This window comes from Clostridium sartagoforme (assembly GCF_039521405.1).
Lineage (GTDB): Bacteria > Bacillota > Clostridia > Clostridiales > Clostridiaceae > Clostridium > Clostridium sartagoforme.
This window is the reverse complement of record NZ_BAAACH010000011.1, coordinates 142,040-167,035: the sequence shown is the minus strand read 5'-3', so window position 1 is coordinate 167,035 and position 24,996 is coordinate 142,040. Positions and strand designations below refer to the sequence as shown.

The following is a 24,996-nucleotide window of genomic DNA, read 5'->3' as shown; positions in this document are numbered from 1 at the left end:
ATAAAGATTATTTTACCATACTTTAATAGATTTAAAATTAAATATATAATATTTTCCAATAACTTTTGAATTGTTTTTTCTTAATTAATAGAATTATAAGTTTTCATTATTGGAACTTGCATTTTATATTTCATGTATTTATTTTGTTTTTTATTGTACGGTGTAAATAGAATAACTTCACAAAGATATTCTCCTGCTATCTCATAGCCTTCTTTCTTAATTTCGGAGTATATTTTCTTTGCATATTCATATTCTTGTGAAGTATCATCTGCATAAATTGTCATATACATATTTTCTGGTAAAATACGTTGAGATTTACTTACAGGATAATCATCATCTATAAATATAAACACTTTATTTGATTTTAGTATTTGTTTTGTAAAATCATCCTTTTCAATAAGTGTTCCTGCATTAAAGAAATATGAAAGTGGTAATCCATTTTTAATCATATAGCTTTTAAATTCTCTTAGCATTTCCTCATATCCTGAATATCCCTTTTCAAAAAAATCAATATCTGAAGTAAAAGTGTCTATCCTTCTTTCAGGTAAATACTCATATATTATCTTTCCTATAGGAGGAATAGAATTTAGGCGACTTAGATTTGATGTGAATCTCCTTATTGTATATAAACTTCTTGTAAGCTGTTTAATTTCCTTGCTTAATTTTTTCTCTTGCTCAATAAGAGATTTGTGAAGATCTTCTTGAGATGCTTGAGTTAGCTGTTTGTGAATTTGTTCTAATGTCATTCCACATATTTTCATAGTATGAATTAAGTCTAATTCATCACTTTGGGCTATATGATAATAGCGATAACCATTCTGTGGGTCTTGATATTCTGGCTTTAGCAATCCTTTTCTATCATAAAGTCGTAGTGTTTGAGTTGATACATGGTTTAATTCTGCCATTTGTCCTATTGTTAAATAATTCTCACTCATATATGTACCCCTACCTTATACTATAGTATAGTCTTTCCACTTTAATATACTTATATTATAAAACATAAAGAATTAAATCATCAAGCTATTAACTCTTATACATATGTTAATCCCTAGAATGTAAAAAATTTAACAATTTATTTGACTTTATACTTACTATAAGCTTTATAATGAAATCAGAAAATTCAATTTTTTAATATTAGGAGGTAACTTTAATGGAAAATAAAGTTAAAGTAGTACAATATGGCTGTGGAAAAATGAGCTTATATCTTATGAGGTACGTATTAGAACATGGTGGAGAGCTTGTTGGTGCCTTAGATTTAAATCCAAAAGTAATTGGAAAAGATGTTGGTGAACTGTTGGGTATGAAGCCACTTGGTGTAAAGATAAGCAGTGTTGAAGAAGCTGATAAATTGTTAAAGGAAACACAACCTGATGTTTGCGTTATCGCTACAAGATCAACTATGGAAGATTTAAAACCTGCATTTACAGTTTGTGCTGAAAATGGTATAAATGCCATAAGTACCTGCGAAGAAGCCTTATATCCTTGGAACTCATCTTATGATATTACAAAAGAATTAGATGAACTTGCAAAGAAAAACGGTTGTACATTATGTGGAAGTGGATATCCTGATATGTATTGGGGAAGCTTAATTACAACTTTAGCAGGATCAATGCATAAAATTACTAAAATAAGAGGTGTTAGTAGCTATAATGTAGAAGATTATGGAATTGCTCTTGCAGAAGGTCATGGAGCTGGTCTTTCTATTGAAAAGTTTGAAAAAGAAATTGGTAACTATAATGGATTGAATCATGAAGAAACTGCACAAGCAATTAAGGATGGTAAAGTTGTTCCTTCTTATATGTGGAACCAAAATGGATGGTTATGTAGTCAGTTAGGCTTAACTATAAAATCACAAACTCAAAAATGTATTCCTATGACACATAAAGAAGACTTGTATTCTTCAACGTTAGATATGACTGTTAAAGCTGGAGATGCAACCGGAATGTCAGCTATTGTTACAACCGAAACTGAAGAAGGAGTAACTTTAGAAACTCAATGTCAAGGTTATGTTTATGGTCCTGATGATTTTGATAAAAATGATTGGACATTTGAAGGCGAACCTGAAACATCAATTAAAGTTGATAGACCTGCAACAGTAGAATTAACATGTGCTACTCTTGTTAATAGAATTCCTATGTTAATTGATGCTGAAGCTGGATATATCACTACTGAAAAACTTCCTGTAAATCATTACCTTGTTAAATCAATGAATGAATACGTTAAAACAAAATAATTAGTATAAAAAATCCCTAATAATTAGGGATTTTTTTATGGCTCTATTTTAAAGTTATGTTGATAATGGCAGCTATAAAAGTATATAAATCTAATTATTAACTTTTAATTCGTAATAGTTTAAAATTGCTCATCAAAAGATATTACTTTTGTTTATGTTCTACAAATAAATTTATTAAGCCAATACTAAATACTAATACTCCAATTAGCATATATGAATGTTAAATCCATTTAATAATGGCTCAAATTCCCCAGTTAAATTTTTATTTGCATAAATAATATTAAGCGTTGTATAGGCTAAAGGTGAGCTTAATATTAGTATAATTACTCCAGTTAAATAATATTTAATTTGATTTTTCATAAATTCTTACCCCTGTATATAGTTTTTAATTATGAATATATATTACTATTGTTCGTTATTATATTTATCAAGTGTTTTTAATATTTTATATAATACATCACATAGAAATTTAAATATAACTATAATTCCTATTGGTTTACAAAAAGTTCCTAAGTAAAGCATTCCTACTGCAATATAGTGTCCTGTTAATGATGATGCAGTTGAACTAGATGCAAGGTAGATTAAAATGTAACCAACAAAATAAACTATTCCACCTAAAAACATACCATTAATTATTTTTTCTGTTTTATATTCTAAAAATCTCATAGTGCCACCCCTTATTAATTCTTACTAAATAATTTAATACATTTGCGTATTAAAATACAATTGTGCAATAATATATATTTTTATTATATACCCATTTAGTATATAATTCCATAAATAACCATAATAACCAACTTAGTTTTATTCAATATTATTCATATAATCCATGTCCTTTATATCATTGACTTTTCCCTTAGGATAAGGTGTAAGATAAAGATATAAAGATTTAACGAACTGAAAGGAGAATACTATATGTTATCCATTGGAGACTTTTCGAATATATGTAAGGTATCAACAAAAACTCTTCGCTATTATGCTGAAATAGGATTAATACTTCCTGAAGAAATTAATCCTGAAAATGGTTATAGGTATTATTCTATTAATCAATTACAAACTATGCTATTAATCAAGCGTCTAAAGACATATAATTTTTCTTTAGAAGAAATCAAAACAATTCTTCACTCTGAAGACTTAAAGGAAGAAAAGCTTTATATGTCCCTTGTTAGTAAGAAAAAAGAAATTGAAAAGCAAGTTAAAGAATTTAAAAATACATTAAATCAATTAAATACTGATATCTCAAATTTAAAAGAGGGAAAATCAATTATGTCATATCTAAAAGATATTGATATTAATCTTGTAGAAGTACCAAAAATGAATCTTTTATATATTAGAAAAATGGTTCAGGAGCCTGAATTTCCTGAGGAATATAATAATTGTTTTTGTAAATTATTAAATAAAATTCAAGAGGATAAATTAACCATAGTAAATCCGCCAATGGTACTCTTTCACAGCTCTGAATATAGCCCATTTGGCTTAGACACTGAATTTGCTATCCCAATAAAAGAGTATTTTAAGGGCACAAGAGATTTTAACCCAGGTTTATGCATAAAAACAGTTGTATATGGTCCTTATTCTGATCTATCCTCTGTTTATGCTAAGCAAATTCAATGGGCAGAAAAAGAAGGCTATGAATGCGTAAGTGCACTTTTTGAAGTATATGTAAATGATCCTACTGAAGTTAAAAATGAAAGCGAATTAATAACTGAAGTTTATTATCCTATTAAAAAGAAGATTCAATTTTAAAGGAGAGAGTTATATGAATGAAGAAAAAATATTAGAGTTAGAAAAAATAATAAATAAGGACTATAAGAACATTGCAGGGCTGATTGTATTAAAGGATGGTAAGACTCTATATGAAAATTACTTCAATGGTTGTACTGCTAATAGCAAACTTCATATTTATTCAGTAACAAAGAGCATTATTTCTATATTGATTGGAATTGCGATAGATAAAGGTCACATAAAAAGCGTAGATACCAAGGTATTAGATTTTTTCCCAGATTATATAGTTAAAAAAAGAGAAAAAGTAATACAAAAGATTACTCTTAAGGATTTACTTACAATGACAGCTCCATATAAATATAGGTTTAATCCTTATATTAAGTATTTTACCAGTGATGATTTTGTAAAATTCAGCCTTGATTTATTAGGTGGAAAAGATGATATTGGTAAGTTTAGATATGCTCCACTTATAGGTCCAGATATTTTCTCTGGCATTCTTGTAAAAGCAACTGGTAAACCTCTTCTTGATTTTGCAAAAGAAAATTTATTTGAACCACTAGGAATTACAGTTGCTGATAACATAACTTTTAATAGTAAAGAAGAGCAACTAGCCTTTAATAAATCTACAAATATTAGTGGTTGGGTTTCTGATTCTAAGGGCATAAACACAGGGGGATGGGGACTTACTTTATCTGCTACTGATATGGCAAAAATAGGTCAATTATACTTAAATGATGGAATATGCAATGGAAAACAAATTGTATCAAAAACTTGGATAGAGGAAAGTACAAAGGAACATAGTAGATGGGACAAACTTAATATTCCATATGGATACTTATGGTGGATTAGTGAGGATAATGATCTTGGATATTCAGCTATGGGTGATGGAGGAAATACTATCTTTGTTAATAAGGATAAAAAAATGGTAATTTCCATTGCTTCTCTCTTCATACCTCGTGCTAAGGATAGAATTGAATTTATTAAAAAATATATTAATCCAATTTATTAAATGTAAATGCAAAAACAGGGATTAAGGTTCCCAAAAGAATCCATCCCTATTTTTTTGCTTACATTTGATTTATTATTAATTACTTACTTTAATTCAGGCCATAACCCTATATTAGCTTGGTATAGCTCATCTAATACCTTTTTCCCTACAGTATAATTAGGTATTGTTTTGTTCAGCATCACAGCTTCTAAGGCTATTTGGTAAGATCCAGATAATGCTGCATCAACTGTCATTTTTTCATAGGCCTTTTGCATTTCCATCAAACCTTTTTGGAAGGTTGGTATTTCACCAATATTGATGGTTTCAGCTCCCATTGAACCAACATAGGCTGGTGTTTCAACAACTGCCTCTGGATCGAAATTGAAGATTGCACCGTGATTCTTTTTATTAACTATAAATCTTTCCCTAGTATTATGAATAATCGCATAAGCAATGTCAACAATATAATTACCATGAACACCTGCATGTAGTGAAGAATCTTTAGCTGACCCTGCTGCAATAACTCGACGACATTCATCATAGATACGCTTTTCCCTACCTTGCATTACATAATCTCCACGAGTAAAGGAAACGTCATCGTGTGCCACCATTTCATCTGGAGTTAAATAATACTGTAAGTAACAATTAGGAAAATAATCTGGAAAGCGTTTAAATAGACTAATCATTTGCTTATAGGTATCTATCCAGTACTGATCTCCAACGGTCTCATCATTTGACATCAAAAGTGTATCGATTTTACCAGAAAGAACATCTTCACGTAATTGTGGTAACAAATCAAAACCTCTTTCGTCATAGATATTAGTCCACCATCCAAAATGATTTATTCCAAAGTATTTAAAGGTTAAATTGCGATGCTCCTTATTAAAGTACTTTGCAATCGCGCCTTCAATTGAAATCGGCATATCACAAATACATAAAACATTGGCATCTGGAAACTCACGATAAATTGCTTCAGATAAAATAGCCTCTGGATTTGTATAGTTTAAAATCCAAGCCTTCGGGCAAATTTCCTTCACCTTTTTAACGATTTCTAAAACAGCTGGGATTACCCTCATGGCAAATGAAAACCCACCTAAGCCACAAGTTTCTTGTCCAACAACACCATTGTTTAAACATATTTTTTCATCAATAGCTCTCTGTTTATTCAAACCTGGACGAATTTGCATAAATAAGAAATCTGCACCTTTTAAAGCTTCATCTATATTTGTTGTGTAGGTAACGTTTACCTTGGAACCCAATTCTTTATAATACATTTTTGTATATTTCCCAAGTAAAGAAACTCTTTCCTCATCAATATCATATAAAACTAAATCCTTTAAATTTAATTCTTCTGCACGTTTTCTTAAAACTTCTAAAATACCAGGTGACTGAGTAGAACCTCCACCAACCATTACAAACTTATTGCCCATTTTCTGTCTTCCTCCAATTTTTCAAAAACTATTTCTCACTTATTCATGTTCTTTTTTAACATATTCTATATAAGCTTCAATTTTTTCACGTTCTTGTTCGACACCCATACCAATAACTACTTGGATATGTTTACCTTTATCAACAATTCCGGAAGCTTTAACTTTTTCTTTTAACATTTTAATGTTAACTTTATTTTCATCTTTTACATCAACACGCAATCTTGTGTAGCAATTAATGATGTTTTCAATATTGTCTGCACCACCTAAACCAGCAACAATATTTAGAATTTGTGGTTCAAATTCTGAATCAGAATGAACTCCAATAGAATCAACCGCTGGCTCACTTACCATCTCAGCTGCTTCGCGACCTAATGTTGGAATATTTAATTTCACAATCAATTTTTTGAACACAAAATACTCTAGAACAGCAGTTGCAATAAAGATTACTGGAATTAAATATTGATGACCCAAACGTGTTGGAAATGCGAAACTATTGATAATCATATTGATTCCTGTATCAAATTGGATATTAATTCCTACTAGGTTTGTAATGAGCAAACTCAATCCATATACTACAGAATGTGCTAACCATAAAACTGGTGATAAAAACAAGAATAAAAATTCTAGTGGTTCAGTAACACCAGCTAGGAAAGCTGTAATTACAGTTGGAATTAAAATCGTAGCAACCTTCTTTCTATTTTCTGGACGTGCAGTTTTCCAAAGCGCAAAGGCAATACCTATTGGTAAAGAAATTGAACCAAAGTTTGATAAATAACCTATAGATGGATGCATAGTTGTTATTTGACTTACGTTTCCTAGTTCTGCCAACCAAATGTTGAATGCACCATTATATAATTGACCTGCAATTTCTGCAGTACCACCAAGAGGAGTATAAAAAAGTGGCATCCATAGAAAGTGATGTAGCCCTAACGGTAAAAGAAGACGATTTAAGAAACCATAGAAGAAGAATCCCACTGCTCCTGCAGTTGTAGTTGTTTTTACCACCGCTTCAACTATTGAATTAACAATTGGCCAAACATAAGTAATACCCATTGCAAATAAAATTGTCGCAAATACTATCAAGATATAAACGGACTTTGTACCAGAATATGGTGATAAATATCTATGTAGCTTAATATCACCAAACTTATTTACCATCCAACCTACAAATACACCTAAAGAAATTCCTAGAAAAACTCCCATATCAGTTACTTGAATACCAAAAACCATCCCTTGTCCAGTACCATAAAGTCCCTGTTCGCCAGCAATAGCTAATCTATTCGTAATTGTTAACCAAGAATTATTTGCATATAAAAATATTAAATATGTAATAATCCCTAAAATTGCTGCATCCGTTTTATATTTTGGTTTTGCTAATGCCGCTGCAATCCCTACACAAAATATCGCACTTAGCTGACCAATCATACCCCCAGATAAAATATTAAAAATAAAGCCTCCAATATTCTTGGTGAAGTTTGGCATCATTTCAAGTTTCAAAATTGCGCAAACTGATAAAATAATTCCAGTCACCGCCATAAACATTACTGGCTGAATAATTGCTTTTGAAAAAATACTAGCTGATTTAATAAACTTCTCTTTCATATATCTTTCCCCTTTATTATTTTTAATTTAATTATTCCAACTTTTTGAAAAAGTTATTACCCAACAAATACTTATAAATTTTTATAGCTACATGTCACAATCTTATTTTTTTCTAAGAGTTTCTTCATTTGTGAGTCACATAAAATTGATACTTCCTTCATTCGTTGAATATTGAATGAAGAATTAAAATATAAAATTTCATCTACATAAGCTGGATGAACCATCAGCTCTGTTATCTCATTATCTTTAACTTTGTCAAGCACTATTTGAATTTCTTCAAAACATTTTACTGGGTTTTTATAGAACGGTATTGTTAAATCACGAATAGCTGTATGATTCATTAAATCAAAAAACCCCTTAATTCCCTTTTGAGCAGGTAGCTCTATATTTTCCTCTAAGTTAAAGATATTTCTAAAACATAAATTATATTTATTAGCAATTCTTTTCGTTATCTCCAAATTTTCAGGAAAAGAATGTACATGATGATGACTATCTAAATGGGTCAAATTCAATCCTTGATCTATCAAATAATCAATTTGATAAGACCACTCTTGGAAAATTTCCTCATCACACATTTGTTTACGATGTTTTTTATATTCAACTAAATTATAAAAATCTCCTTTTTCATCTATGAGCGAAGTCACTTTAGTTAAAGGTTTTCCACAAGTTAAAACAAGGTGAGCACCTACTCCAAGATTTACATTTTCTTTAGCAAGTAGAATAGCTTCATCACATCCTGGCATGTTAGCCATTAAAGTTGTTGAGGTCAGAATCCCATCTTTGTGGGATTTGATGATTCCTTGATTTACTGCCGAAGAATAACCAAAATCATCGGCATTAATAATTACTCTTTTCATAACTTCCTTCTTTCATTAAAGACACTCTATTAATTTATATGAACATCTTTCTTTTCAACTCTAGGAAATATAATACGTTTGATTAGAACTAATTATCATTCATTAAAGTAGAAGAGATCAATGAACAAAACAAATATTAGATATCCTCGCTGTCACTACAATAAATTATATAATTTAATTATCTTTACAGATCTATTTCACATGTGAATAAAAATAATCAAACTTATATAAATTCCAAAAAACGAGAAACCTAAAATTTATTAAGCTATTTTTTATAACAACTTAACAAATTTATTAAAGAAACTACTTTCATACAATTGTATTTGCTTTCTTTATAGCAATAGTATAGTATATAGAAAGAGTGTCCACAATGCTTATACCGCAGCATGGTTACGCTTTCATTTTATGAATATACTTTCACAGGAGCGTGAGATTATGGCCAAAATATACTATTTAAATCGTTTATTTCCAAATAGCAACTTTCGCGATGAAGATGAAAAAATAATCGAGAATATTATAGATGCAATTAAAAGCAAATCTATCCTCGACATTCGTAATATTGCACAAATGAATTATACATCTCAATCTTCAATTAGTCGCTTGGCTAAAAGAGCTGGCTTTAATAATTTTAAAGAATTTATTTTTTTCCTTTCAAATGAATTTTCACATAAATCCACAGGTCAATTGGAAATATTGCCATTTGTGGTAGCAAGCCAAGACTGGAATCAAATAGATAGTTATTTTAATAATGCTTTTTCAAATAAAAAAATTTACTTATTTGGTGAAGGGTTTTGTCAAGTCTTAGTTAATTATACTTATCGTAAATTACTCTTAAAAAAAATTTATGCTATTGACTTAGAAGGTGTAGAAATTAGCTTAGTGTCTGATCAAACACCTTATACATTAATTACATTTTCTCAATCAGGTGAAAACAAAAATGGTTTACTCAAAATAAAAGAGTGTAAGAATTATGGCGGAAAAGTTATTGCCTTGACAGCTACAGAAAACAGTAGCTATACGGCTAAAAGTGATCTTTCCTTTATAGTAGAAAGTGGATCTACTGGTATAGATCATGAAAATCAGAATTTAAATTATTTTTTTGGTAACTCTTTAAATTTGATGGAATATCTTATTAATCGTTATACAAAAACACCAAAAGCATAAATCTTTTGGATTTATGCTTTTGGTGTTTTCAAAGCCATGATAAAAATATAACCAAGAAAGCTCATATCCATTGCTTTCTCTATGTTTCATATATTATTCAAGTTCAATAGTTGCTGGTGGTTTCCCTGTGCAATCATATAATACACGGTTAACCCCTTTAACTTCATTTACAATTCTAGTTGTTACTTTTCCAAGTACTTCCCATGGAAGATCTGCTGATTCTGCTGTCATGAAATCACTTGTAGTTACTGCACGAAGAACTACTGCATAGTCATAAGTTCTTTCATCTCCCATTACACCTACTGAACGCATATTAGTAAGTGCTGCAAAGTATTGACCTAGCTCTTTATCAACTCCAGATTTTGCAATTTCTTCTCTGTAAATTGCATCTGCATCTTGAACTATTCTAACTTTTTCAGCTGTTACTTCACCAATTATACGTATTCCAAGACCTGGTCCTGGGAATGGCTGTCTGTAAACTAGCTTTTCAGGTATTCCAAGTTCTAAACCAGCTTTACGTACTTCATCTTTAAATAGTAGTCTTAATGGTTCTATTATCTCTTTAAAATCTACATAGTCTGGAAGTCCTCCAACATTATGATGTGATTTTATAACTGCTGATTTTCCAAGTCCACTTTCAATTACATCTGGATAAATAGTTCCTTGTACTAAGAAATCTACTGTTCCTATCTTTTTAGCTTCCTCTTCAAATACTCTTATAAATTCTTCGCCTATTATTTTTCTCTTTTGTTCAGGCTCTTCTACTCCAGCTAACTTTTCGTAAAATCTTTCCTGTGCATTTACACGAATAAAGTTTAAGTCATATTGTCCATTAGGTCCAAATACTTCTTCAACTTCATCTCCTTCATTCTTACGAAGTAATCCATGGTCTACAAATACACATGTTAATTGACTTCCTACAGCTTTTGAAAGTAATACAGCAGCTACAGATGAGTCAACTCCACCTGATAATGCACATAACACTTTACCATTTCCGACCTTTTCACGTATTTCTTTAATTGTTTTTTCTACAAATGAATCCATTTTCCAATCACCAGAACATTCACAAACATTATATAAGAAGTTTGATATCATCTTTGTTCCTTCTTGTGTATGCATAACTTCTGGGTGGAATTGAACTGCATATAAATTCTTTTCTTGGCACTCCATAGCAGCAACTGGACATACTGGAGTATTAGCTATTATTCTAAATCCTTCTGGAGCTTTTTCTATGTAATCTGTGTGACTCATCCAACAAACAGTAGATGGCGATACTCCATCAAAAATCTTTGAATCTACTTTTACGTCAACCTTTGTTTTTCCATATTCACTTACAGGAGCTGTTGCAACCTTTCCTCCAAGTACATGAGCCATTAATTGTGATCCATAGCATATTCCAAGTATAGGTATTCCTGCTTCAAATAAAGCTTTTTCACATAAAGGAGAATCCTCACCATATACACTATTTGGTCCCCCAGTAAATATTATTCCCTTAGGATTCATTTCTTTTATTTCATTAACGCTTAAAGTATGTGGATGAACTTCACAGTAAACACCACATTCCCTAACTCTTCTTGCTATTAATTGATTATATTGACCACCAAAGTCAATAACTAATACTAACTCTTTATCCATTGGCTACCTCCAATTTAGTTTTTTGTTTATTATCTACATGTTAATTTTTTGTTTATTATCTACATAAATAAGTTTAAATGAAAAAGTGAGAGAATGAAAGAGCAAAAAATTAATGAAAGAATGAAGAAATGAAAAAATTATGGTAATTATTCAACTGTAGTTGAATAATAAAATTATATTTTCTTTTTTAACTCAGCTAAACTGAGTTATTTCCTTAACTCTTTCACTGCCATTTAAAATTTCAATTTTAAATAAATCTTCACTTTTCACTCTTTCACTATAACTCAGTTTGCCTGAGCTATTTCCTCAATTGTCCATTATCAATTACTACTTGCTGTAGTTTGGTGATTCTTTAGTTATATTAACATCATGTGGATGGCTTTCTCTTATTCCTGATGCTGTTTGAACTACAAATTTTGCATTTTCATATAAATTATCTAATGTAGGTGCTCCCAGATATCCCATTCCAGATCTTATTCCACCTGTTAATTGGTATATTGTATCTGCCACATATCCTTTGTAGGCAACTCTTCCTTCAACGCCCTCTGGCACAAACTTCTTAGTTCCATTTTGGAAGTATCTATCACTTGATCCTTTTTCCATTGCTCCAAGTGATCCCATTCCTCTATAAACTTTATAACTTCTTCCTTGATATATTTCCATTTCTCCCGGTGCTTCTTCACATCCTGCAAACATTGACCCCATCATTGCAACAGATGCTCCACCAGCTAATGCTTTAACTATATCTCCTGAGTATTTTAATCCTCCATCTGCAATTACTGGAACTCCATGTTTTTTTCCTTCTTCTGCACAATCCATAACTGCTGTTAACTGAGGAACTCCAACACCTGCTACTATTCTTGTTGTGCATATTGACCCTGGTCCTATACCAACCTTAACACAATCTGCTCCTGCTTCTATTAAATCTCTTGTAGCTTCAGCTGTAGCTACATTACCAGCTATTATTTGAAGGTCTGGATACTTAGCCTTTATCTTTTTTACTCCATCCATAACACCTTTTGAATGTCCATGAGCTGTATCTAATGTAATAACATCAACATTAGCTTTAACTAAGGCATCTACTCTATCCATCATATCTTTAGTTATCCCTACTGATGCTCCACATAATAATCTACCTTTTTCATCCTTTGCTGCATTTGGAAAAGCTTTTGCTTTTTCTATATCTTTAATAGTTATTAATCCTTTTAAATTATTCTCATCATCAACTAAAGGAAGTTTTTCTATCTTGTGCTTCTTTAATATTTCAAGGGCTTCTTCTAATGTCGTTCCTTCTTTAGATGTTATTAGTGGACTCTTCGTCATAACTTCTGAAACTAGTCTATCGTAATTTGTTTCAAAAACTATGTCTCTATTAGTTATTATTCCAACTAATTGACTTCCTCTTGTTATTGGAACTCCTGATATTCTATATTGAGCCATAAGTTCTTGAGCTTGTCTTATTGTATGGTTTTCTGATAAGAATATTGGATCTGTTATTACTCCATTTTCTTGTCTTTTTACTCTATCAACTTCTTTTGCTTGCTCTTCTATAGTCATATTTTTGTGAATTATTCCTATTCCACCTTCTCTTGCAATTGCAATAGCCATTTTAGATTCTGTTACAGTATCCATACTTGCACTCATTAGTGGGATATTTAAAGTAATTTTCTTTGTTAACTTAGTTTTTAAACTAACCTCATTAGGTAAGATTTCTGATTTATTAGGTACTAGTAATACATCATCGAAAGTATAAGCAGTTTTAATTATTGTTGCCATTAGTTCTCCCCCTTAAAATAATTTTTTTCTTGCATATTTATAATTTTATGATTGTAAAATTTCTTTTTCTTATCTATTTTTATGTATAAAAAAAGACATATTAATCTTCCAAGTGAAGTTAATATGCCTAAAATACTATATAAAAAATATAGTATTAGTATATCAAAATCACTCATAGTCGGAAATTTAAGGTTTCCGGTAGATACTTCCTGCCGTATTCAGGGGATATATGAGTTGTTATATATGACTCTTTTTAAGTTAAAGATATTATATATCTATGGTCTATTATTGTCAATAAGTTTGCAATTTATATTTCAAGTAAAATTCATGAATTGCTGGTAATTATTCTAGAAAATCCATTGAATAAATTCAATTATTAATTTAAAAATCTTTTTACTTTTATTTTGTAATTTATTTTACTATATCCTAATATAATAAAAGATAATTAATTTAACTTAATCTTGTATTCTTACAAGTCTATACCCAACCCCTATATGGGTCTGTATATAAGCATTTTTCTCACAATTTTTCTCAATCTTTTTTCTTAATGTTGCCATAAAAACTCTTAATGATGGAACTTCACTTTCATATGCTACTCCCCATATCTCTTTTAAAATATAGGTATGAGTAAGAACTTTACCTACATTTTTAGCTAAAAGACACAAAAGCTTATATTCTATCGGAGTTAAATGTGTTTCTTCTCCTCCTACAAAAACACATCCTGATACATAATCTATCTTTAAATCTCCATTTATAAATTCAGTATTTTCTTCTTTTTTTGTATTATCATAATTCATTTTTCTGATAGCTACTCTAATTCTTGCTAGTAACTCATCTACACTAAATGGCTTAGTTAAATAATCATCTGCACCAGAATCCAAAGCCTCTATTTTATCTTTATCTTCACTTCTAGCACTTACAACTATTATTGGACAATTAGACCAAGCCCTTATTTTCTTTATTATATCAACACCATCTATATCAGGTAATCCTAAATCTAATATAATTATATCAGGCTTATTCGATGTTGCTAGTATTATTGCTTGCCTCCCATTTTCTGCTGTAAAACACTTATAAGAATGAATATCTAAGGTAGCAGATATAAAATTTCTTATTGCCTTGTCATCCTCAACTACTAAAATTGATACCTTCATTATTTACCTCCACTTGTGATAATGTAAATCCTATTACTGTTCCATGAGGTTTATTATTTCTAACGTAAATTTCTCCACCGTGAGCATTTATTATAGACTTACAAAGAGCAAGTCCTAACCCTAAACCTCTTCTACTATCACCTTTATTTCCATTAACAGTAAAGAACATATCAAAAATACACTCTTTATTTTGTTTGCTTATCCCTATGCCATTGTCTGCTACTTCTACTACCACCTTTTTACCTTTAGTAAATACGTTTATTTGAATTTCACTTCCTGGTTCAGTATATTTAATTGCATTATCTACTATATTTATCATTACTTGAACTATCAGTCTTACATCTACGTCTACCATTAGTAAATCATCTTTTAAGTTGACTTTAACTTTATAATTTGAAATTTTACGATTTACATGTTCAAGAGCTTCATTTATTATTTCTTCAATTAATTGTGGCTCAGTATTTAATTGCACATTTCCATTATCTAATCTAGATACTGATAATAAATTTTCAACTAAATTTATTAACCAAACTGAGTCATCATAAATATCTAATATTAGTTTTTTCTTTGTCTCTTTATCAAACTCATTATTTAAAATTGAACTAGCACTTCCAGATATACTAGTAAGTGGTGTTCTTAAATCATGAGAAACTGCTCTTAATAAATTTGCCCTAAACCTTTCATTTTCAGCTTGCATTAGTGCATTCTTTTTAGATTCATTTAAAATATACTTTTCTATTGCAAATGAAATTTGATTAAGCATTGCTTCTAGTAATGACTTTTCTCCACTATCAATATTTTCATTTTCCATCATCAATATTCCTATTACAACCATAACATCATCTTGCCCAATAAGTGGTATATACATAGCTTTTGCACCTGGAAGTGTATCTGTACTAACCCCAGCTCTTTTTCTATTCCTTATTACCCAACTAACTACTGCCTTTTCATCCTCACTTGTAAATTTCTTATCTATTTCACTGCCATCTTCAAACTTATAATTATATATGCTTTTTATATTTTCATTAGATACTTCATATATTATAATTGGCTTTTTTAAAAACTTATATAATTGCCTTTGAGTTGTTAATATTATATCCTCTAAATTATCAGTTCTTTCTAAATCTCTACTAGCTTCTAATAATATATTTGTTCTATTAGCAATCACTGCTGATACATTTGCTTGATATTTAACTTTATTAGTTAAAGTACTTGTAACTAATGCGGATATCAACATTATAATAAATGTAACTAAATATCCTGGATCATAAAAATTAAGTGAAAATCTTGGTTCTGTAAAAAGAAAATTAAATAATAGTACACTTGCTAATGAAGCTATTCCTCCATAAATAATTCCATCAGTTTTATTTGATATTAATAAAACCCCAAGTATAAAAACTGTTATCACATTAGCTTCACTAAATCCAAGCTTATATAAAATTGCACCTATTATTACTGATAGACCTAATGTCTCTATTGTTTTTATTACATCAGAACTTGATAGTTTTATATTTTTAACTTGATACTTCCTTTTAGCAACAACATCTTCACTATCTGGTATAACATATAGATCTATTTCCGGTGCTAGTTCTACAATTCTATCTACATATCCTAGCTTAGACTTAAGAAAGAACTTTCTTCTTTTTGTCCTTCCAAGAATTATCTTCGATACACCACTTAATTTTGCAAATTCTGCAACTTGATATGGTACATCATCTCCGTATACTGTTTCTACATTTGCTCCTAAATCCTCCGCAAGCTTTAAATTTTCCCTAAGCTTTTGAATATTCTTTTCATCTAATTCCTTTGAAACTATTGTTTCCACAAAAAGCGCTGTAAACTCAGCATGAAAAGCCTCTGCCATTCTAGCTGCTGCTCTTATAACCTTAGCATTTGAAGGTGAAGAACTTAAACATACTAATATATGCTCATTTGTATGATATATACCTTTGCTATAGCTCTTATTAACAGTAACTTCCTTATTTACTCTATCAGCAGTTTCCCTTAATGCAATTTCACGTAATGCTGCTAAATTTTCTTTAGAAAAAAAGTTATTAAGTGCCTTTTTAATTTGATTTTTCTTGTATATTTTACCTGCATTTAATCTATCTATAAGCTCTGAAGGCTCTATATCTATAAGCTCAACTTGGAAGGCATCATTGAAAAATCTATCTGGCACTCTTTCCTTTACTACAACATGAGTAATTGATGCAACTATATCATTTAGACTTTCTATATGCTGAACATTAACTGTGGTATAAACATCAATACCTGCACTTAATAACTCTTCTATATCACTATATCTTTTCTTATGTCTTAGCCCTTGTGCATTTGTGTGTGCAAGCTCATCTACTAATATTAACTCTGGCTTTCTTTCTAATGCTCCATCTAAATCAAACTCTTTTAAAGTTATTCCTTTATATTCAACTTCAAGTTTTGGTAAAAGTTCTAATCCATCTAAAAGGGCTAAAGTTTCTGGTCTTGTATGTGGTTCTATATATCCAACCACTACATCTACTCCAACTTTCTTTGCAGCATGAGCAGCATCCAGCATAGCGTAGGTTTTACCTACACCAGCTGCATAACCAAAAAATATTTTTAACTTTCCTCGTTTATTTTCTAATTCTTCTTCATTAATTTTTTTTAATAATTCTTCTGGATTAGGACGAGTTTCATTCATTTATAGCACCTCTGTTTTCAATTACTAATTGACAATGGACAATTGTCAATTCTACATTGTTCATTTTAAAACACCATCTAATGCAAGATTAACTTGTAATACATTTACAGTTTCTTCTCCAAATACTCCAAGTATTCTTCCCTTCGTATATTTTTCAATTATTTGCCCTACTTCATCTGTACTTATATTACGGATCTTTGCAATTCTATCCACTTGATATTCTGCTGCTGCAACTGAAATATGAGGATCAAGTCCACTTCCTGATGATGTAACTAAATCTACTGGAATAGGATCATCTTTTTTATCAGGATTTGATGCTTTTATTTTTTCTATTCTCTCACTTACTAGCTTTTCATATTCTTCACTTGCAGGACTTAAATTTGAAGGAGCTGCATACATTAATACTTTTCCATTTTCATCTGTAAATGTACTTGTATCTAAGTTCATTACACGACCCCATAAATACTCATCTCCAGTGAATTCTTGAGCAAGTAATACACTACCATATTTTTTTCCATTAACTTCTATAATACTACCATTCGCTTTATCTTTAAATAGTAATTGTGAAGCACCTGTTATAAAAACTGGATATATTAATCCACATATTATCATAAATAATAGTATAAACTTAAATGCTTTACTTATGACTTTCATAATTTATACCTCCTATTATACTAATCCAAGTACAGTTATTATTACATCAATAATCTTTATTGCTACAAATGGGGCTATTATTCCTCCAAGACCATATACTAAAAGATTTCTTGATAACAACTTACTAGCTGGAACTTCTCTATATTTTACACCTTTTAATGCTAATGGAATAAGTGCTATTATTATTAAAGCATTGTATATAACAGCTGAAAGTATTGCACTTTCTGGACTACTTAACTTCATTATATTTAATTTTTGTAGCTCAGGATAAAGACCTAAAAATAATGGTGGTATTATAGCAAAGTATTTTGCTATATCATTTGCAATACTAAATGTTGTTAATGATCCTCTTGTCATTAAAAGTTGCTTACCAATTCTAACAATTTCTATAAGCTTAGTTGGTGATGAATCTAAATCAACCATATTACCGGCTTCCTTTGCTGCTTGAGTTCCTGTATTCATAGCAACAGCAACATCTGCTTGTGCTAAGGCTGGGGCATCATTTGTTCCATCACCTGTCATTGCAACTAAATGACCTTTCCTTTGGAAATCTTTTATCATATCTAGCTTTCCTTCTGGTGTTGCCTCTGCTAAGAAGTCATCAACTCCTGCTTCTGCTGCTATTGCTGCTGCAGTAAGTGGATTATCACCAGTTATCATTATAGTTTTAATGCCCATTTTTCTAAGATCTGCAAATTTTTCTTTTACTCCTTGTTTAACTATATCTTTTAAGTGTATTATTCCTAATACCTTATTATTTTTAGCAACAACTAAAGGAGTTCCCCCAACCTTAGCTATTTCCTTAACCTTTTCTTCACATTCCTTTGAAAAGAAACCTCCTTTTTCTAAAACATATTTTTTAACTGCATCTGAAGCTCCTTTTCTTATTTCATTTCCATTGAAATCTACTCCACTCATTCTAGTTTTAGCTGTAAATTCGATAAAAGTTGCATTAAGACTACTCATATCTCTTCCTCTAATGCCAAACTGTTCTTTAGCTAGAACTACTACGCTTCTTCCTTCTGGAGTTTCATCTGCAAGAGACGCTAATTGAGCTGCATCTGCTAATTCTTTTATATCTACTCCATCAACTGGTATAAATTCACTAGCCTGACGATTTCCAAGGGTTATTGTTCCAGTTTTATCTAACATTAATATATCAACATCCCCAGCTGCTTCTATTGCTCTACCACTCATAGCTAATACATTTGCTTGGTTTAATCTACTCATCCCAGCTATACCTATTGCTGATAATAAGGCTCCTATAGTTGTTGGTGCCAAGCAAACTAATAATGCAATTAATGAAGTAATTGAAGTATTATTTACCATGCCTGCTTCATTAGAAATAAATACTGAGTAAGTGTATAAAGAAACTGTTACTATAAGGAAAATTATCGTAAGTGATACTAGTAATATTTCAAGAGCTTTTTCATTTGGTGTTTTCTTTCTAGCCGCCCCTTCTACCATAGCTATCATTTTATCCATAAAGCTTTCACCTGGATCATTACTTACTTTAATTACAAGCCAGTCAGAAATTACTGTTGTGCCACCAGTTACTGCACTTCTATCTCCACCACTTTCACGAATAACAGGGGCTGACTCTCCTGTTATTGCACTTTCGTCAACTGAAGCTGCCCCATCAATAACATCACCATCTGCTGGAATTTGCTCTCCAGCAAAAACAATAACAATATCACCTTTTTTAAGTTCAGTTGAATTTACTTTCATAACTTTATCTTTTTCTTTTGCTGATGGTATTTTACTTGCTACAACATCCTTTTTTGATGAACGTAATGCATCTGCTTGAGCCTTTCCACGTCCTTCTGCAATTGCTTCTGCAAAGTTTGCAAATAAAACTGTAAACCATAGTAAAACTGTTATTCCTAATATGAAGCTTGGAGAATTATCTTTAATTCCAAGTAAAGCTACAAAATATAGAATAGTTGTTATAATAGAAGCTATATATACTATAAACATTACAGGATTCTCTTTTTGTATCTTAGGATTTAACTTTACAAAAGAATCCCTTATCGCTCTTTTTACCATTTTCTTATCAGATAAAATACTATTATTATTTTTCATATATTCCCCCCCCATTCTATCCTATCATTTGGAAGAATTCAGCTATTGGTCCTAATGCAATTGCTGGAAAGAAACTTAATGCTCCAACTAAAATTACTACAAACACTAAAAGACCTATAAACAATGCATCATGTGTTGGTAATGTTCCTGCACTTACTGCTACCTTCTTCTTTTTAACTAATGAACCTGCAATGGCAAGTGTTGCTATCATAGGTACAAATCTTGCAAATAACATAACTAATCCAATACTAACATTTATAAATGGTGTATTTGCTGCAAAGCCTGCAAAAGCTGATCCATTATTTCCACCTGCTGAAGAATACGCATAAAGCATTTCTGAGAAACCATGTGCACCTGAGTTATTAAGACTATCTAATACACTTGGAACTACTGCTGCTATACCACTTCCTATTAAAGTTGCAATTGGTGTTGCAAGACAAACTAACATTGCCATCTTCATCTCAAATGGTTCTATTTTCTTTCCTAAATATTCTGGAGTTCTTCCAACCATTAAACCTGCCATAAATACTGCTATTATTGCAAAGGCTAACATTCCATATAATCCACAACCAACTCCACCAAATATAACTTCACCTAGTTGCATAAGTAACATAGGTACCATTCCACCTAAAGGAGTATAACTATCATGCATTGAATTTACTGATCCATTAGAAGCTGCTGTTGTAAATGCTGTCCATGTAGCTGATGAAGCTATACCAAATCTAGTCTCTTTACCTTCCATATTTCCACCAGCTTGATCTATTGTAGACACATCTATAAATCCATTTTGAGTAAGCTGAGGTGTTGCATTAGCTTCATTTACTGCTATTGTTGAAAGAGCAATAACTAACATTAAAAACATTGCAATAAATATTGCTCTACCTTGCCTCTTATCCTTAATATTTCTTCCAAATGTAAAGCATAAAGCTGCTGGAATTAATAATATTGATATCATTTCTACTACATTTGAAAAAGGTGTAGGATTTTCTAATGGATGAGCTGAGTTAACTCCAAAGAATCCACCACCATTAGTTCCTAATTGCTTAATTGCAATTTGGCTTGCTGCTGGTCCTTGAGGTACAACTTGTTTTGTTATAACCGTTCCATCCTCAAGAGTTATAGGTTGTAGTAAATCAACTTCTTGATATGCTGAAAAATTTTGCACAACGCCTTGAGATGCTATTAATAATGACACAACTATTGATAATGGCATTAAAATATGAACTATACTTCTTGTAGCATCTACCCAGAAGTTTCCTATAGTCTTTCCTTTTACTCTAGTAAATCCTCTTATAAGTGCAAATAAAACTGCTATACCTACTGCTGCTGATACAAAGTTTTGAACTGTTAATCCGAGCATTTGAGTTAGATAACTTAACTGACTTTCTCCTGAATAAGATTGCCAATTTGTATTAGTTACAAAACTTGATGTTGTATTAAAACTTAAATCCCAAGTAACTCCTTTAATTCCTTCAGGATTCAAAGGCAATATACCTTGTACTATTTGTAATAAAAATAAAATTACAAATCCTATAACACTAAAGGCAATTATTGAAACTGAATACTTTTTCCAATTCATTTCCTCATCTTTATCTATTCTTAATATCTTGTATATAAAGTTTTCTATTAGATTTAATATTTTACTTAAGAAAACTTTTTCTCCATTCATTACCTTCCCAATATACTTTCCTAATGGAATAGCTAGTACAACTAAAATTATCAAATATAATGAATACTGTATTATTAAGTTAATCATTCATTATCACCTCTTAATAAAATATAAGTTAAATAAACAAATAGCGATAAGGCTGCTAAACCAATTAAACTAGTAACAACTATCATTATTTCCTTCCCCCTTTATCTAAAATTATATAAAAATCAATATAAAGATAGTATTAGGATTAATCAGGATGACTTTAAGATTGTATAAAGATTATTTTAAAATAATCTTTTTTCCAATATCCTTTGAAAGACTCTGTCCAAACTAAAAAATATAATTCCTATAAATAACTTAAAATCATAAATTATAATTTATTATAATAATTACAGATATAAATCAAATAAAAAAAGATGACTCCTGTCCAATACAGAAATCATCTTCTTTGTAAATAACCCCTTTTTATAATGTCCTTGACATAGGTAGCATATTAAGAAGATATTCCTCTAATTATGCTCTGAATTTTAAATTAAAATAAATCTGGTAAATTTGGCTTCTCATCAGATTTACTTGTAGTGCCTATTTTAACATCCTTTGATAAACTAGATGCTACTATAGAATTGGTTAAAGTTTCACTTTCACTAGATTCTTTAATTCTTGCCTTATAAATAACTAGTATTTCTATATCATTATTTGATCCATTGTCTTTAATGTCATTAATAGATAATTTAAAGTTATTTCCTCCTAAGCTATCTATTTTTTTATTGATATCAGATATCTCTATAAGCTTAATATTTCCAGATGAATCTTTTGAAACTGTATAAATTTTTATATCATTTCTATTTACAGTATTAAATTTGCTATCTATATTTAAGTTAAGTTCAACACTATTTCCACCTACTATAAACTTAGAACCAAAAGTTACTGTTGATCCTTGAGCCATTTCAAAACTTGAATTATCATTGCCTTGTTGAATGTTTATTGAATTATTTTCTATTCCATTATATAAACCATGAGTTAGATCTTTTAATTCTTGCTTTACTGTAACTGTAGGAGTAACTATATTAGTTGTAATAGGATTTCCTAAAATACTTTTATATATCATAATATTATCTGCTTGTCTACCAAAAGAATAACTTCCACTTGCAAGATTATTGGCTTTTAATTTAATCTCTAGTATCTTACCTTCTGCATGATAATTATTATTTTGAGTTAAATTATATACTATAGTTGGAATTTCTACTATTCCTATATTCTGCTTACCACTTTCTGTAGATCTTACAATTCCTGATACTGGTTCAAAATTACTTCCTATATTTAAGTTTATAACTGGCTTAAATTCATAAGGTTTAGCTGCCGCATATGATACTATTTTTTCTCTTACTAAATCCATTCTGGAATTATTTATATTATTGTAATCATTATTTATGTTAAATATACTATCAGATTTACCACCTAAATCACTATGAAGTTTGTATAGATTTTTATCTAAACTTTCGGTCTCTAAAGATAAACTTACTATATTATAGCCTTTACTCTTTATATTATTAGCAACTTGTTTATTATAGTTAATATCATTATTAGATATTATTACAATATTTTTTGTTGCTGTAGGTCTAGAATTCCTTTCTAACTCTTCATATGCATTATTTAAAGATTCACTAATATCTTTTGTTGAAGATTCAAATATACTACCCTCTTTTAAATTATCTATAGTTAGTCTAATATCATGATAATAGTTGGTTGAGTTCTCAAAGCTTTTTAATGATGCCTCTTTTTTAGTTTCATTATTATTAAAAGTTATTAAAGAAAACTTGGCCTTCTTTTCATTTTGAAATGGATCTGTTAACTTATTTTTAATACCATTTTTTAAACTATCTAAATTTCCTTGTTTTCTACCAAGTTCTACAATTACAACAACATCTATATCTCCTGAATTAGATGAATTGTTATATACAAAATCCTGTGGACTTATCTCATATTTAAGAGTTATTTCTTCATCTTTCTTAATTTCCAGTTTATTTTCACTTATAAGCTTAGCTGAAATATTAGGTAATTCATTTGATATTATATCTACTTTTACATCTACATTGGAGCTTATAGTCAGCTTTTCATTTTCAAATAGAAAATTAATATCTATACTATCCAATATGGATTGCAAGTTCCCAACTTGGCTTCCCTTTACTATAAAACTAAAACTTACAGGCTCTGCATGATATTTAACTTTTCCTGTTATTTTATCTTCAGATGTCTTATTGTAAATTATATTTCCAATTTTAACTTCATTTCCACCTATATTTAAGTTAAATGATTGATTAAAATCTATATCTAAAGAAACTTCTTTAAGTTCATAGCTATTCTTTATATTTTCTGCTATTTCATTAAATATTTCAGTTATTGAACCATCACTTTTTGAGAAGAAACCATCCTTTTCATTTGGATCTATATTACTTGCTAAATTCTTCATAGATGAATGTATCTGTTTTAAATATGTGCTTCCTGAACTATCTAGACCATAACCAATTGAATAAGCATTATATTGCCTAGCTCCTATTTGATCTTTAGCTAAATTTTTAGTATAAGTCATTGTCTCATTACTTGTTGAACTACCAGTACCATATCTACTTGGATTAGTATCATCTAATTTATCATATTTAGAATAATATGTTGGATTTCCATCTGTCATTAAAACTACAGTTTTATTTGCACTACTATTTCCCTTATCTAATAAATATGTTGCTTTTCTTAATCCTTCTCTTATATTAGTTCCACCATTTGCATACAATCCATTAATAGCAGTAATTAATGATGAATCATTAGCAATTTTTAAATCTGATACTATTGTTGCATCTGACGCATATTTTATTATTCCAATTTTTAAATTTGGTACACCTTGCATAGCCTCAATAAATGATTTTGCGGCCTTTTTAAGTTCTTCCATCTTAGTACTAGATACTGTTTTATTGTGCTCCCCTGATTTCTTATGGGTTCTACAATAATCATATTCGTAATGTCCACTAAACAAACCATCCCATACCCAATAAGTTCCTCTTTCTTCAGTACATTTTTCTTCTAAAACAATTTTATCACTCATACTACCAGAAGTGTCTAGGACTAAAACTATTTCCTTAGGTTGTGAAGTTGTTTCAAAGTCTTCAGGTACTATCTTTCCTGAAACTAATATATCTTCCCCTACTTTTGCAGGGTTTGGCGTGGCACTTAAATTTGTAATTGTAAAATTGGGTTTTGATGCTATATTACTTGCTTTTGCATTAATATTATTAAGGGATATTAAAGTTGTTATAACAAATAAAACTGTCATAATGCTTATTATCTTAAACTTCTTTTTACTAATCATT

General features: G+C 30.0%; 18 protein-coding genes and 1 riboswitch. Of the genes, 4 read left to right on the top strand and 14 right to left on the bottom strand.

Going from position 1 to position 24,996, the window contains the following annotated elements:
- Window positions 1-80 precede the first annotated feature (80 nt).
- Window positions 81-935, bottom strand: coding sequence for a MerR family DNA-binding transcriptional regulator (locus ABDZ60_RS04460; protein WP_343776374.1), 855 nt, complete (start codon window positions 933-935; stop codon window positions 81-83).
- A 215-nt stretch (window positions 936-1,150) separates the two neighbouring features.
- Here ABDZ60_RS04460 and ABDZ60_RS04455 point away from each other — a divergent pair, with 215 nt between their 5' ends.
- Window positions 1,151-2,233: an NAD(P)H-dependent amine dehydrogenase family protein gene (locus ABDZ60_RS04455; RefSeq protein WP_047000149.1), complete on the top strand. Its 1,083-nt coding sequence runs from the start codon at window positions 1,151-1,153 to the stop codon at window positions 2,231-2,233.
- 204 nt (window positions 2,234-2,437) lie between these two features.
- Here the strand turns inward: ABDZ60_RS04455 and ABDZ60_RS04450 are convergent, their stop codons facing one another.
- On the bottom strand, window positions 2,438-2,593 hold the full coding sequence (locus ABDZ60_RS04450; RefSeq protein ID WP_343776372.1) for a hypothetical protein: 156 nt from the start codon (window positions 2,591-2,593) through the stop codon (window positions 2,438-2,440).
- Window positions 2,594-2,638: 45 nt separating this feature from the next.
- Window positions 2,639-2,899: a hypothetical protein gene (locus ABDZ60_RS04445; protein WP_343776370.1), complete on the bottom strand. Its 261-nt coding sequence runs from the start codon at window positions 2,897-2,899 to the stop codon at window positions 2,639-2,641.
- A gap of 249 nt (window positions 2,900-3,148) precedes the next feature.
- Between ABDZ60_RS04445 and ABDZ60_RS04440 the strand changes: the two genes are divergently transcribed.
- Together ABDZ60_RS04440 and ABDZ60_RS04435 are read left to right on the top strand one after the other, a co-directional pair.
- Window positions 3,149-3,979 (top strand): MerR family transcriptional regulator, encoded by an 831-nt coding sequence (locus tag ABDZ60_RS04440; protein WP_343776368.1) that lies wholly within the window; start codon window positions 3,149-3,151, stop codon window positions 3,977-3,979.
- Between the two features lie 13 nt (window positions 3,980-3,992).
- The gene (locus tag ABDZ60_RS04435) at window positions 3,993-4,967 is read left to right on the top strand and encodes a serine hydrolase domain-containing protein (protein ID WP_343776366.1); all 975 of its coding nucleotides are present in this window, start codon (window positions 3,993-3,995) and stop codon (window positions 4,965-4,967) included.
- Window positions 4,968-5,050: 83 nt separating this feature from the next.
- On the opposite strand, the gene ABDZ60_RS04430 is transcribed toward ABDZ60_RS04435, so the two are convergent.
- From ABDZ60_RS04430 to chbG, 3 genes are all read right to left on the bottom strand, one after another.
- Complete coding sequence (locus ABDZ60_RS04430) at window positions 5,051-6,376, bottom strand: family 4 glycosyl hydrolase (protein ID WP_047000146.1); 1,326 nt, start codon at window positions 6,374-6,376, stop codon at window positions 5,051-5,053.
- Between the two features lie 39 nt (window positions 6,377-6,415).
- A complete protein-coding gene (locus tag ABDZ60_RS04425) occupies window positions 6,416-7,978 on the bottom strand; it encodes a PTS transporter subunit EIIC (RefSeq protein ID WP_343776364.1) in 1,563 nt (520 codons plus the stop codon).
- 71 nt (window positions 7,979-8,049) lie between these two features.
- Window positions 8,050-8,835 carry a chitin disaccharide deacetylase gene (chbG, locus tag ABDZ60_RS04420; RefSeq protein ID WP_047000144.1) on the bottom strand — a complete coding sequence of 262 codons (786 nt, stop codon included), beginning with the start codon at window positions 8,833-8,835 and terminating at the stop codon, window positions 8,050-8,052.
- A 435-nt stretch (window positions 8,836-9,270) separates the two neighbouring features.
- Between chbG and ABDZ60_RS04415 the strand changes: the two genes are divergently transcribed.
- Complete coding sequence (locus tag ABDZ60_RS04415; RefSeq protein WP_343776361.1) at window positions 9,271-9,999, top strand: MurR/RpiR family transcriptional regulator; 729 nt, start codon at window positions 9,271-9,273, stop codon at window positions 9,997-9,999.
- A gap of 93 nt (window positions 10,000-10,092) precedes the next feature.
- On the opposite strand, the gene guaA is transcribed toward ABDZ60_RS04415, so the two are convergent.
- The 8 genes from guaA to ABDZ60_RS04375 all read right to left on the bottom strand — a co-directional run bounded on the left by guaA (window position 10,093) and on the right by ABDZ60_RS04375 (window position 24,995).
- Complete coding sequence (gene guaA / locus ABDZ60_RS04410; RefSeq protein WP_343776359.1) at window positions 10,093-11,634, bottom strand: glutamine-hydrolyzing GMP synthase; 1,542 nt, start codon at window positions 11,632-11,634, stop codon at window positions 10,093-10,095.
- A 327-nt stretch (window positions 11,635-11,961) separates the two neighbouring features.
- The gene (gene guaB / locus ABDZ60_RS04405) at window positions 11,962-13,410 is read right to left on the bottom strand and encodes an IMP dehydrogenase (protein ID WP_047000125.1); all 1,449 of its coding nucleotides are present in this window, start codon (window positions 13,408-13,410) and stop codon (window positions 11,962-11,964) included.
- 155 nt (window positions 13,411-13,565) lie between these two features.
- A riboswitch (purine riboswitch) is annotated at window positions 13,566-13,663 on the bottom strand.
- A gap of 202 nt (window positions 13,664-13,865) precedes the next feature.
- A complete protein-coding gene (locus ABDZ60_RS04400; protein ID WP_343776356.1) occupies window positions 13,866-14,564 on the bottom strand; it encodes a response regulator in 699 nt (232 codons plus the stop codon).
- The gene (locus ABDZ60_RS04395; RefSeq protein ID WP_343776354.1) at window positions 14,539-17,244 is read right to left on the bottom strand and encodes an ATP-binding protein; all 2,706 of its coding nucleotides are present in this window, start codon (window positions 17,242-17,244) and stop codon (window positions 14,539-14,541) included. Before ABDZ60_RS04395 ends, ABDZ60_RS04400 begins: the two co-directional genes overlap by 26 nt.
- Window positions 17,245-17,304: 60 nt before the next feature.
- Window positions 17,305-17,898: a potassium-transporting ATPase subunit KdpC gene (gene kdpC, locus ABDZ60_RS04390; protein ID WP_343776352.1), complete on the bottom strand. Its 594-nt coding sequence runs from the start codon at window positions 17,896-17,898 to the stop codon at window positions 17,305-17,307.
- 15 nt (window positions 17,899-17,913) lie between these two features.
- On the bottom strand, window positions 17,914-19,980 hold the full coding sequence (gene kdpB, locus ABDZ60_RS04385) for a potassium-transporting ATPase subunit KdpB (RefSeq protein ID WP_047000121.1): 2,067 nt from the start codon (window positions 19,978-19,980) through the stop codon (window positions 17,914-17,916).
- Between the two features lie 16 nt (window positions 19,981-19,996).
- The gene (gene kdpA, locus ABDZ60_RS04380; RefSeq protein WP_343776348.1) at window positions 19,997-21,736 is read right to left on the bottom strand and encodes a potassium-transporting ATPase subunit KdpA; all 1,740 of its coding nucleotides are present in this window, start codon (window positions 21,734-21,736) and stop codon (window positions 19,997-19,999) included.
- Between the two features lie 430 nt (window positions 21,737-22,166).
- Complete coding sequence (locus tag ABDZ60_RS04375) at window positions 22,167-24,995, bottom strand: vWA domain-containing protein (RefSeq protein WP_343776346.1); 2,829 nt, start codon at window positions 24,993-24,995, stop codon at window positions 22,167-22,169.
- Window position 24,996 lies beyond the last annotated feature (1 nt).

Excerpts from the sequence above, each read along its gene's own strand:
- ABDZ60_RS04435 (WP_343776366.1), top strand. The coding sequence starts at position 3,993 with ATGAATGAAGAAAAAATATTAGAGTTAGAAAAAATAATAAATAAGGAC.
- ABDZ60_RS04440 (WP_343776368.1), top strand. The coding sequence starts at position 3,149 with ATGTTATCCATTGGAGACTTTTCGAATATATGTAAGGTATCAACAAAA.
- ABDZ60_RS04430 (WP_047000146.1), bottom strand. The coding sequence starts at position 6,376 with ATGGGCAATAAGTTTGTAATGGTTGGTGGAGGTTCTACTCAGTCACCT.
- ABDZ60_RS04375 (WP_343776346.1), bottom strand. The coding sequence starts at position 24,995 with ATGATTAGTAAAAAGAAGTTTAAGATAATAAGCATTATGACAGTTTTA.
- ABDZ60_RS04395 (WP_343776354.1), bottom strand. The coding sequence starts at position 17,244 with ATGAATGAAACTCGTCCTAATCCAGAAGAATTATTAAAAAAAATTAAT.
- ABDZ60_RS04460 (WP_343776374.1), bottom strand. The coding sequence starts at position 935 with ATGAGTGAGAATTATTTAACAATAGGACAAATGGCAGAATTAAACCAT.
- ABDZ60_RS04415 (WP_343776361.1), top strand. The coding sequence starts at position 9,271 with ATGGCCAAAATATACTATTTAAATCGTTTATTTCCAAATAGCAACTTT.
- kdpA (WP_343776348.1), bottom strand. The coding sequence starts at position 21,736 with ATGATTAACTTAATAATACAGTATTCATTATATTTGATAATTTTAGTT.
- ABDZ60_RS04425 (WP_343776364.1), bottom strand. The coding sequence starts at position 7,978 with ATGAAAGAGAAGTTTATTAAATCAGCTAGTATTTTTTCAAAAGCAATT.
- guaB (WP_047000125.1), bottom strand. The coding sequence starts at position 13,410 with ATGGCAACAATAATTAAAACTGCTTATACTTTCGATGATGTATTACTA.
- ABDZ60_RS04445 (WP_343776370.1), bottom strand. The coding sequence starts at position 2,899 with ATGAGATTTTTAGAATATAAAACAGAAAAAATAATTAATGGTATGTTT.
- ABDZ60_RS04400 (WP_343776356.1), bottom strand. The coding sequence starts at position 14,564 with ATGAAGGTATCAATTTTAGTAGTTGAGGATGACAAGGCAATAAGAAAT.
- ABDZ60_RS04450 (WP_343776372.1), bottom strand. The coding sequence starts at position 2,593 with ATGAAAAATCAAATTAAATATTATTTAACTGGAGTAATTATACTAATA.
- kdpB (WP_047000121.1), bottom strand. The coding sequence starts at position 19,980 with ATGAAAAATAATAATAGTATTTTATCTGATAAGAAAATGGTAAAAAGA.
- guaA (WP_343776359.1), bottom strand. The coding sequence starts at position 11,634 with ATGGATAAAGAGTTAGTATTAGTTATTGACTTTGGTGGTCAATATAAT.
- ABDZ60_RS04455 (WP_047000149.1), top strand. The coding sequence starts at position 1,151 with ATGGAAAATAAAGTTAAAGTAGTACAATATGGCTGTGGAAAAATGAGC.
- kdpC (WP_343776352.1), bottom strand. The coding sequence starts at position 17,898 with ATGAAAGTCATAAGTAAAGCATTTAAGTTTATACTATTATTTATGATA.
- chbG (WP_047000144.1), bottom strand. The coding sequence starts at position 8,835 with ATGAAAAGAGTAATTATTAATGCCGATGATTTTGGTTATTCTTCGGCA.